Below are 9793 nucleotides of genomic sequence, written 5' to 3' on the forward strand. Positions count from 1 at the left end.
ATGTCCGATGGCCTGACCGCACCCGAGTCTGCGCAGCCCGACGACGGGTCCGCACGGGTGGCCGAGCCTCCCGGTTCTGCCGGTACCCAGGTGGGGACGGCCCGCGTCAAGCGGGGCATGGCGGAGATGCTCAAAGGTGGTGTGATCATGGATGTGGTCACCGCCGACCAGGCGAGGATCGCCGAGGATGCCGGTGCGGTCGCGGTGATGGCCTTGGAGCGGGTGCCGGCCGACATTCGTGCCCAGGGCGGGGTGGCTCGCATGAGCGACCCGGAGATGATCGAGGAGATCATCGAGGCGGTGTCGATCCCGGTCATGGCCAAGGCGCGTATCGGCCACTTCGTCGAGGCCCAAGTGCTCCAGCAGCTGGGGGTCGACTACGTCGACGAGTCCGAGGTCCTCACCCCCGCCGACCCGCACCATCACATCGACAAGTGGCGGTTCACCGTCCCGTTCGTCTGTGGCGCGACCAACCTGGGGGAGGCGTTGCGTCGCATCGGCGAGGGTGCGGCGATGATCCGGTCGAAGGGTGAGGCGGGCACCGGTGAGGTGTCCAACGCCGTCGTGCACATGCGCACGATCAGAGCGGAGATCGCCCGCCTGTCCGTGCTGGACCCCAGCGAGCTGTTCGCCGCGGCCAAGGATCTGCGCGCCCCGTACGAGCTCGTGGCCGAGGTCGCGCACCTGGGGCGCCTGCCACTCGTCCTGTTCACCGCGGGTGGCATCGCCACGCCCGCGGACGCGGCACTGATGATGCAGCTGGGTGCCGACGGCGTGTTCGTCGGCTCGGGCATCTTCAAGTCCGGTGATCCGGCGCGGCGTGCGCGGGCGATCGTCGAGGCCACCACCATGTACAACCACGCCGACGTCCTGGTGAAGGTCTCGCGTGGTCTCGGGGAGGCGATGGTCGGCATCAGCACCGGCGAGCTGGAGCCCGCGGCCAGGTTCGCCGATCGCGGCTGGTGAGCGACCTCGGCATGATCGCACCGGCAGCGCGGCCGGCGCGGGTGGGCGTGCTGGCACTGCAGGGCGACGTCCGCGAGCATGTCCGGGCGCTGCGCGCGGTCGGCGCCGACCCGCTGGAGGTCCGGCGCGCGTCCGATCTGGACGCGGTGGACGGGTTGGTCCTGCCCGGTGGGGAGTCCACCACGATCGGGCGGCTGCTGCGCGTGTTCGATGTTCTGGACCCCCTGCGGGCGGCGATCGCGGCCGGGCTGCCGGTGTTCGGATCCTGCGCGGGCATGATTCTGCTGGCTCGGGAGGTCCTGGACGCCGCACCCGGCCAACCGCTGCTGGCAGGCTTGGATGTTGTCGTGCGGCGCAACGCATTCGGCCGTCAGGTGGACTCGTTCGAGGCGGATATCGATCTTATCGGTGTCGGCGGCGGCCCGGTTCGAGCGGTCTTCATCCGGGCACCGTGGGTGGAGAAGGTCGGGGATGAGGTTGAGGTTCTGGGCCGGGTTGGTGACAGGATTGTCGCGGTCCGCCAGGACAATCTGTTGGCGACGGCATTCCATCCGGAGTTGACCGGTGACATCCGGATACACCGGATGTTCGTCGACGTTGTCACAGGCAATCGTGGAAGGCAGGGGTCGGTACAGGTGAGGGGCAGGGCATGAGCGGTCACTCCAAGTGGGCGACCACGAAGCACAAGAAGGCAGTCGTTGATGCACGCCGCGGCAAGCTGTTCGCAAAACTGATCAAATCGGTCGAAGTGGCGGCGAAGACCGGTGGTGGAGACCCGGCTGGCAACCCGACATTGGCCGACGCCATCGCCAAGGCCAAGTCGCAGTCGGTGCCGAACGACAACATCGACCGGGCCGTCAAGCGGGGCTCGGGAGAGCTCGCCGGCGGCGTCAACTACGAGGAGATCACCTACGAGGCGTACGGGCCCAGCGGTGTGGCCGTCCTGGTCGAGTGCCTCACCGACAACCGCAACCGGGCCGCCTCCGACGTCCGGGTCGCGATCACCCGCAACGGTGGCACCGTTGCGGACCCCGGTTCGGTCTCGTACCTGTTCAATCGCAAGGGTGTGGTCCTGGTCCCCAAGACGCCCGGCCTGAGCGAGGACGACGTCCTGATCGCCGTTCTCGACGCCGGTGCTGAGGAGGTCAACGACCTGGGTGACGCCTTCGAGGTCGTGTCCGAGGCGACGGACCTCAACGCGGTACGGGTCGCCGTGCTGGGCGCCGCGCTCGCGGTTTCGACTGCGGACCTGTCGTGGCTGCCGAGCGTCAGCGTGCCGTTGGACGAGGAATCCGCCCGCAAGGTCCTCAAGCTCGTTGAGGCGGTGGAGGATCTCGACGACGTCCAGAATGTCTGGTTCAACGCTGATATCTCGGATGAGATCATGGAGCTGGTGTCGGCCTGACGGGTAGTCCTCGCCGGCTGCCGGCCACCTTGCGCTGTGCGATGCCCTGGTTTCCAGGTCTGTTTTGACGTTTCAAGATTCGAACGGACGTTCGCGCGTGTCGCGACCGTGGCGAACCGTCCCGGGGCCACAATGGTCGACGGTAGCTGAAGTCAGGATTCAGGACGGCTGGTCCGCGGACCAGCAAGCGGGAGGGCGCTGGTGCTGGTGCTCGGTGTCGATCCGGGGCTCACGCGCTGCGGTCTCGGTGTGGTTGACGGCGGCCCCGGCCGGAACGCCTCGCTGATTGCGGTCGGCGTGCTGCGCACGCCGGCCACCGACGACGTCGCAGCCCGACTGTGGGCACTTGAGCAGGGCCTGGATGAATGGATCGGTCGGCACAACCCCGATGCGGTCGCGGTCGAGCGGGTGTTCAGTCAGGCCAACGTCCGGACGGTCATGGGTACGGCGCAGGCCGGGGCGGTGGCCATCGTCACCGCGGCCCGGCGGGGCCTACCGGTGGCGTTGTACACGCCCAGCGAGGTGAAGGCCGCGGTCAGCGGTAGCGGCCGGGCGGACAAAGCTCAGGTGGCGTTCATGGTGAGCCGCCTGCTGAGGTTGCCCGATCCGCCGCGTCCGGCCGATGCGGCGGACGCCCTGGCTCTGGCCCTGTGTCACCTGTGGCGTGGCCCGGCGCTGGCCAGGATGGCGGCGGCGGCGGCCCACGGCGGCCAGAGCGCCCGAAAGGAGACCGGTCGATGATCGCTTCTGTTTCGGGCACGGTCGCAGCCTTGTCACCCGAGGCAGCCGTCGTCGAGGTCGGTGGGGTCGGGCTGCTCGTGCAGTGCACCCCCGCGACGCTGTCACGGCTGCGGGTAGGCCAGGATGCACGCCTGGCCACCACCCTGGTTGTTCGGGAGACCGAGCTCACTCTCTACGGGTTCGCCGATGCCGACGAACGTGACGTCTTCGAAACCCTGCAGAGCGCATCCGGGGTCGGTCCCCGGCTCGCCCAGGCCGTCCTCGGCGTGCACAGCCCCGACGGCGTGCGCCGCGCGGTCGCGGCTGAGGATCTGGCCGCTCTGACCAAGGTGCCCGGCATCGGCCGCAAGGGTGCGCAGCGCATCGTCCTCGATCTCAAGGACCGCCTCGCAGCGCCGATGTCGGTGCCCGTGGCCCGGGGTGGGAACGCCGACGCGGACAGCGATGCCGGCGTGGGCGGCGGTCCGTCGGCGGCGCAGGACAGACCCCGGGTCGCCGTTGCCGAACAGGTCCGTCTCGCGCTGCTCGGGCTCGGCTACACCGCGCGTGAGGCCGAGGACGCGCTGACCACAGTGCGCGCCAGCGACAACGGCTCGGGTGACGCTGTCGCTGTTGGTGACGATCAGGCGCCGGACACGGTAGCTCTGCTGCTGCGCCGGACGCTGGCTGCCCTGCGGCCCCGGTGATGCAGCCCGTGGATGCCGAGGGTCTGGTCTCGCCGGTGGCTGAGCCGGAGGAGCAGGCGTTCGAGGCCGGTCTGCGGCCGGGGAGCCTGGCGGAGTTCATCGGCCAGCAGAAGGTCCGCGAGCAACTTACGATCATGCTGGAAGGGGCGCGGGCCCGCGCCCGTCCGCCCGACCACGTCCTGTTGTCCGGGCCACCCGGGTTGGGCAAGACCAGCCTGGCGATGATCATCGCACGGGAGCTGTCGGTCCCGTTGCGGATGACCAGCGGTCCGGCGGTCGAACGCGCGGGAGATCTCGTCGCGATCCTCACCGCGCTCGCTCCGGGCGACGTGCTGTTCCTGGACGAGATCCACCGGATCGCCCGCCCCGCGGAGGAACTGCTCTACGCCGCGATGGAGGACTTCCGGGTCGACGTGGTGCTCGGTAAGGGCCCCGGCGCGACCGCTATCCCGCTCGACCTCGCGCCGTTCACCCTGGTCGGCGCGACCACCCGGTCAGGTCTTCTCACCGGTCCGCTGCGTGATCGGTTCGGCTTCACCGCACACATGGACTTCTACGATCCCGACGAGCTGACCAGTGTGCTTACCCGCTCGGCCGGGTTGCTAGGGGTGCGTCTCACCGGCGACGGCGCCACCGAGGTCGCCGGGCGGTCGCGAGGGACGCCGCGGATCGCCAACCGGCTGCTGCGCCGGGTCCGTGACTACGCAGAGGTGCGGGCGGACGGAATCGTCACGCGCGAGGTCGCCCGCGCCGCCCTGCGCGTCTACGATGTGGACGCGCTCGGCTTGGACCGGCTCGACCGGGCCGTGTTGGAGGCCCTGGTACGCCGCTTCGGCGGCGGTCCGGTGGGCCTGACCACCCTGGCGGTCGCCGTGGGGGAGGAGCCCGACACGGTCGAGGAGGTCGCCGAGCCGTTCCTGGTCCGTGCGGGTCTGCTGGCCCGGACCCCCCGCGGGCGGATCGCCACCCCGGCCGCGTTCACTCATCTCGGTCTTGATCCGCTTGACGATGCGCTGGGACGTTCCCAGGTCCCGCGATAAGAGCGCCCGGCAATAGGGACGCCTGGCAAGAGGGGGCCTGCGCGCCACGAGCCCGCGGTCGGTACGTAGCATCGGCCGCACTACAGGGAGGACGTGGACGTGCAGGCAATGGTGGCCGCCGAGACGGTGGCCCAGACTAGTGGCGGTAGCGGGATCGGCGGTTTTCTGCCGTTGATCCTGATTGTGGTGCTTGTCTTCTTCTTTTTCTCGACCCAGCGGCGCCGCCAGCGGGCGCACCAGGAGACGCTGGCCTCGCTTGCGCCGGGCACCCTGGTGGTGACCACGGCCGGGCTCTACGCGACGGTGGTCGAGGTCGACGAGGGTGACGTGCTGCTGGAGGTCGCGCCGGACGTCGTGTGCCGATTCTCGCGTGCGGCGATCGCCAAGGTTGTCTCCGCACCGGACGACGACACGCCGCCCGATGACGAGGCGGCCGATGATCACTCGGATCATCACCTCACGACGGGGGACCCCGGGGTTGACGACGACGGTTCGGCCGACTCACACATCGACCTGACCAAGACGGACCTGACCAAGACGGACCTGGGCACGGCGGACGTGGCCAAGAGGGACGTGACCAGAAGCGACTCGCCCGGGAGCGGGGGCACGTCGGGGAGCGGGACCGCCCCAGGCTCGGGCAAGCAGGACGCGCCCGGCGGGTAGGTCGGTTCCCTGATCCGACACCGTCCGAGCGGGTCGGACAGAAGATCTAAAAAAGGCGCAACCTGAACGGGGCAGAGGAACGCATCCAGCTTGACAGTCGTTCCGATACCTTGGGCGCGGCTGGCATCGTTGTCTCGACCATCGTTATCTGGGTCGGTCGCAGGCGGAGCGAACATGGTCCGCTGTGCGTTGCCAGCGGTTCCGACGGATCCGGGGCCGCCGGTGGTGGGCCGATTGGTCCACCGGACAGCGACATGAGCACTGACATGAGCACTGACATGAACACTGACGTAAGCAGCTACGTGAGCACCGACGTAAGCACTGGAACACGCAGTGAAATGAGCGCACCGGCGCGTGACGAAGGGACATCCGTTGGCACAAGGGTCAGGGCCACGGCGTAAGGCCACGCGCCCCGCCTGGTCCCGGATCGGGGTCCTTTCCGGCCTTCTGGTGTTGCTCTACGGGGTCATGGCCCTGACGGGAACCTGGACGCCGAAGCTCGGGCTTGACCTGCAGGGCGGCACCAGCGTGATTCTCACGCCCAGGTCGACCGAAGCGGGCAGGGGTGTGGACAGCGGGGCCGTCGACAAGGCCGTCGACATCATTCGCGAGCGCGTCAACGGTCTCGGCGTCGCCGAGGCCGAGGTCAAGCGGAATAGCACGCAGATCGAGATTTCGGTCCCCGGCCGCGGACGCAACGATGTCGTCGCACTGGTGGGCCAGACGGCGGAGCTGCGTTTCCGCCAGGTCGCCACCTCAGCACCCGCGGCTGCGGCGCCCGCACCGGCGCCGACATCGGCCCCAGCCCCGGGTCAGAGCGGTACACCGACGCCGGCTCCCGCCGCAACCTCATCCGGAGGTCCGGCCGCCACCTCGCCTCCCGCTGCGTCATCTCCCGGCACGTCGCCTTCAGGGACGTCCGGGGCCACGCCGAAGCCGTCTGTGTCCACAACCAGTCGATCGGATGTCGTGAGCAGCGGCCTGCTCGCGCAGGCCGCCACCACGCAGGCCGCCACCACGCAGGCCCCTGCGACGCAGGCTGCCACGACGGGCTCGCCAGCGCCCGCCGCGTCGTCCTCGCCGCCGGCGGCGACGGACCAGGCCGCGCAGGCCGCCGCCGGTGCCACGCCACCAGCGGAGGTCATCAGCGCGTTCGAAGCACTGACCTGTGCTCCGTCGGATGCACACCGCCGGACGGCGAGTACCGAGAAGCCGTCCGACTGGGTTGCCGCCTGCGATCGTGAGGGCGTGACCAAATACCTGCTCATGCCCGCCGAGGTGGTGGGAACCGACGTGAAATCGGCGACGGCGGGACTGGCCAGTTCCGGCGGTGCCACCTCGGTGAGCACGGGACAGTGGGTCGTCAACGTCAGCTTTACCGGCAGCGGGCAGGCGAAGTTCACCAAGTTGACCGAGGAGACCATCGGCAAACAGGTGGCGATCGTTCTCGACGGCGTGGTTCAGTCCGCTCCGAGCACCAATGACCGCATCGCCGGTGACGCACAGATATCGGGGTCGTTCACGCAGTCCAGCGCTCAGGATCTTGCCAATGTGCTGCGCTACGGCGCCCTGCCCCTGGCATTCGAGCAGTCCAGCGCGGAGTCGGTATCCCCGACCCTGGGCAAGGATTCACTCAAGGCCGGCCTGTTGGCCGGTGCCATCGGTCTGCTGCTGGTCGTCCTGTACTCGTTCCTGTACTACCGGGCACTCGGGATTGTGGTGATCAGCTCGCTGGCGGTGAGCGGACTGCTTGTCTACGCCGCGGTGGCGCTGCTCGGCCGGTGGATCGGATTTACGTTGACCCTGGCCGGAATCGCCGGTCTGATCGTCGCCATCGGCGTCACCGCGGACTCCTTCGTTGTCTATTTCGAGCGCATCAAGGATGAGGTCCGCGCCCACCGCAGCGTGCGCGTGGCGGTCGACCGGGCATGGCCGTCAGCCCGGCGGACCATGTTGTCCGCGGACACGGTCTCCTTCCTTGCCGCCGCGGTGCTGTACGTTCTGTCGGTCGGGTCCGTCCGGGGATTCGCGTTCACGCTCGGGCTGTCAACGCTGATCGACATTCTGATCATGTTCATCTTCACTAAACCGGTTGTCTCCCTGCTCGTCCGCATGCCGTTCTTCGCGACCAGCCGTTTCTCCGGCCTCACAGTCTCAGCAGTCGGTGCGAGGGCAATCCCCGGTACCGGCCGTGACAGGCCGCCAGCACCGGCGCGCCTGACAAAGAGCGGGCGGTCCTCGGTCGCCCAGCCCAAGGCGGGTGCGCGTCCAGCTGATTCGCGATCGTCCGATTCACCGTCGTCACGGTCGCGTCCGGCCGGCGCGGGACAGGAGGAGTAGAGGTGTCCTGGGCCAGGAGGCTCTACCGCAGCGAGTTCGACGTCGACTTCGTCGGCCGGCGCAAGGTCTGGTACCTCGCCTCCGCCGTGGTCCTGACGATCTGCATCGCCAGTATGGCAATCCGGGGTTTCTCGCTCGGGATCGACTTCAAGGGCGGGGCGCTGTTCCAGTTTCCCGCCGGCGGCCGGCCGGTCGCGGAGGCGCAGGCTGCACTGTCCACGGCCGGTGTCAACCCCGCCGACGCCGTGATCCAGGAGCTGGAGACCTCGCACCAGATACGGGTACAGACCCCGTCGTTGACCGACGTGCAGACCGCTCAGCTCCAGACCGCCATCGAGCAACGGTTCGCCCTCACCGATACCGCCATCGACATCTCGACGGTCGGCGCGTCCTGGGGATCGACCATCACGAACAAGGCGCTGCAGGGGCTCGCGGTGTTCCTGGTGTTGGTGATGATCTATCTATCCGTCAGGTTCGAGTGGAAGATGGCGGTCGCCGCCATGGCGTCGCTCGTCCACGACCTGGTCGTCACCATGGGCATCTACTCGCTGGTCGGTTTCCAGGTCACACCCGCCACGGTGATCGCTTTGCTGACCATCCTGGGCTTCTCCCTCTACGACACGGTCGTGGTCTTCGATCGGGTCCGGGAGAACACCGTCGGGATGGGCACGACCAGCCGGCGCACCTATGCCGAGGCCACCAATGACTCGTTGAATCAGACGTTGATGCGTTCGCTCAACACCTCCTTCATCGCGCTGGTACCGGTCGGTTCGCTGCTCTTCGTCGGTGCCGGGCTGTTGGGCGCCGGCACGCTGGAAGATCTTGCCCTCGCCCAGTTCGTCGGAATCGCTTCGGGTACCTATTCGTCGCTGTTCGTCGCGACACCGCTGTTGGTGGATCTGAAGAAGAACGAGCCGGCGGTCCGGGCGCTGGATGCGCGAGTGGCCAAGTCCCGGGCGGTGGCCTTGCGCGAGTCGACCAAAGGCCCCCGGGTCGCCACGGGGGTGGGGACCATGCCTGCGCCTGATCCCGATGTGGTGACATCGGACCGCGGGATGGAGGTCGGTCAGACGCGGGGCCCGACCGGCGCTGACGATCTCTCCGACGACGAACGTGAGAAACCCCTCGGCAACCGTGAACCTGCCGTGGCCGGGGCCCGATCCGGCCGGCCCGGGGCGGCGCGCCGGCCGACGCAGGCGCGGCGTTCTGGCCGCAAAGGCCGTCCAGGCGGTAAAAAGCGGCGGTGACGACCACCGAACCAACTCCGATGACCGAGGCCACCTCCACCGGCGTGCCGGGTCGTGCCGCGGACGTGCTGCGTGCCCACATTCGAGACGTTCCTGACTTTCCCAAGCCCGGGGTGGTCTTCAAGGACATCACGCCCCTGCTGATGACACCGGCGGCCTTCGCGGTGGTCATCGACGCCCTCGCCGAGACTGCCGACGGCCACGGTGCCACCGTCGTGGCGGCCGTCGAGGCGCGTGGTTTCCTGCTGGCGGCTCCGGTTGCCTACCGTCTCGGCGTCGGTGTCGTTCCCGTACGCAAGCAGGGCAAGCTTCCCGGTGCGACGATCAGCAGGACCTATGACCTGGAGTACGGCACCGCCACGCTGGAGGTCCAGACCGACGCCTTCAGGCCCGGTGACCGGGTCCTGCTCGTCGACGATGTCCTCGCCACCGGTGGCACCGCGCTCGCCGCCGCCGAACTGGTACGCCAGTCCGGTGCCGAGGTTGTCGGGCTCGCCGTGCTGATGGAGATCATGTTCCTGCTCGGACGCGATCGCCTGGTGCCCCTCGAGATTTCATCGATCATGGAGGTGTAACGGATCGGGTGGTGTCGTGGTGATTCGATCACGTCAGCTCTGATCCGTAGGCCCTGCGATCTACATGTGATCCAGCTGTGTCTGCCTGGGGTTGCGGATGGAGTACGACCGACGCAGCGTTAGCCTGCAA

The 9793-nt window shown here is 68.5% G+C and carries 10 protein-coding genes; all 10 read left to right on the forward strand.

Annotated elements, in window-relative coordinates:
• The 10 genes from pdxS (at nucleotide 1) to U9978_RS11365 (ending at nucleotide 9663) form a co-directional block, all read left to right on the forward strand.
• Nucleotides 1–966 carry a pyridoxal 5'-phosphate synthase lyase subunit PdxS gene (gene pdxS, locus U9978_RS11320; protein ID WP_322761048.1) on the forward strand — a complete coding sequence of 322 codons (966 nt, stop codon included), beginning with the start codon at nucleotides 1–3 and terminating at the stop codon, nucleotides 964–966.
• 11 nt (nucleotides 967–977) lie between these two features.
• Nucleotides 978–1619, forward strand: a complete 642-nt coding sequence (gene pdxT / locus U9978_RS11325; RefSeq protein WP_322761075.1) for a pyridoxal 5'-phosphate synthase glutaminase subunit PdxT — start codon at nucleotides 978–980, stop codon at nucleotides 1617–1619.
• A complete protein-coding gene (locus tag U9978_RS11330) occupies nucleotides 1616–2371 on the forward strand; it encodes a YebC/PmpR family DNA-binding transcriptional regulator (protein ID WP_322761049.1) in 756 nt (251 codons plus the stop codon). Before pdxT ends, U9978_RS11330 begins: the two co-directional genes overlap by 4 nt.
• Before the next feature lie 201 nt (nucleotides 2372–2572).
• Nucleotides 2573–3112, forward strand: a complete 540-nt coding sequence (gene ruvC, locus U9978_RS11335) for a crossover junction endodeoxyribonuclease RuvC (protein WP_322761050.1) — start codon at nucleotides 2573–2575, stop codon at nucleotides 3110–3112.
• A complete protein-coding gene (gene ruvA / locus U9978_RS11340; protein WP_322761051.1) occupies nucleotides 3109–3798 on the forward strand; it encodes a Holliday junction branch migration protein RuvA in 690 nt (229 codons plus the stop codon). Before ruvC ends, ruvA begins: the two co-directional genes overlap by 4 nt.
• A gap of 8 nt (nucleotides 3799–3806) precedes the next feature.
• Nucleotides 3807–4838 carry a Holliday junction branch migration DNA helicase RuvB gene (gene ruvB, locus U9978_RS11345; RefSeq protein WP_322750930.1) on the forward strand — a complete coding sequence of 344 codons (1032 nt, stop codon included), beginning with the start codon at nucleotides 3807–3809 and terminating at the stop codon, nucleotides 4836–4838.
• 93 nt (nucleotides 4839–4931) lie between these two features.
• Complete coding sequence (gene yajC / locus U9978_RS11350) at nucleotides 4932–5501, forward strand: preprotein translocase subunit YajC (RefSeq protein ID WP_416210930.1); 570 nt, start codon at nucleotides 4932–4934, stop codon at nucleotides 5499–5501.
• Nucleotides 5502–5873: 372 nt separating this feature from the next.
• On the forward strand, nucleotides 5874–7841 hold the full coding sequence (gene secD, locus U9978_RS11355) for a protein translocase subunit SecD (RefSeq protein WP_416210931.1): 1968 nt from the start codon (nucleotides 5874–5876) through the stop codon (nucleotides 7839–7841).
• 2 nt (nucleotides 7842–7843) lie between these two features.
• Nucleotides 7844–9088: a protein translocase subunit SecF gene (gene secF / locus U9978_RS11360; protein WP_322761052.1), complete on the forward strand. Its 1245-nt coding sequence runs from the start codon at nucleotides 7844–7846 to the stop codon at nucleotides 9086–9088.
• A 20-nt stretch (nucleotides 9089–9108) separates the two neighbouring features.
• Nucleotides 9109–9663 carry an adenine phosphoribosyltransferase gene (locus U9978_RS11365; RefSeq protein WP_322761053.1) on the forward strand — a complete coding sequence of 185 codons (555 nt, stop codon included), beginning with the start codon at nucleotides 9109–9111 and terminating at the stop codon, nucleotides 9661–9663.
• Nucleotides 9664–9793: the final 130 nt, after the last annotated feature.

The organism is Protofrankia sp. Cr2 (genome assembly GCF_963555885.1).
Lineage (GTDB): Bacteria > Actinomycetota > Actinomycetes > Frankiales > Frankiaceae > Protofrankia.

What these genes read in the sequence shown, in the direction of transcription:
- pdxS (WP_322761048.1), top strand. Translation starts at nt 1, where the DNA reads ATGTCCGATGGCCTGACCGCACCCGAGTCTGCGCAGCCCGACGACGGG.
- ruvA (WP_322761051.1), top strand. Translation starts at nt 3,109, where the DNA reads ATGATCGCTTCTGTTTCGGGCACGGTCGCAGCCTTGTCACCCGAGGCA.
- U9978_RS11365 (WP_322761053.1), top strand. Translation starts at nt 9,109, where the DNA reads ATGACCGAGGCCACCTCCACCGGCGTGCCGGGTCGTGCCGCGGACGTG.
- pdxT (WP_322761075.1), top strand. Translation starts at nt 978, where the DNA reads ATGATCGCACCGGCAGCGCGGCCGGCGCGGGTGGGCGTGCTGGCACTG.
- U9978_RS11330 (WP_322761049.1), top strand. Translation starts at nt 1,616, where the DNA reads ATGAGCGGTCACTCCAAGTGGGCGACCACGAAGCACAAGAAGGCAGTC.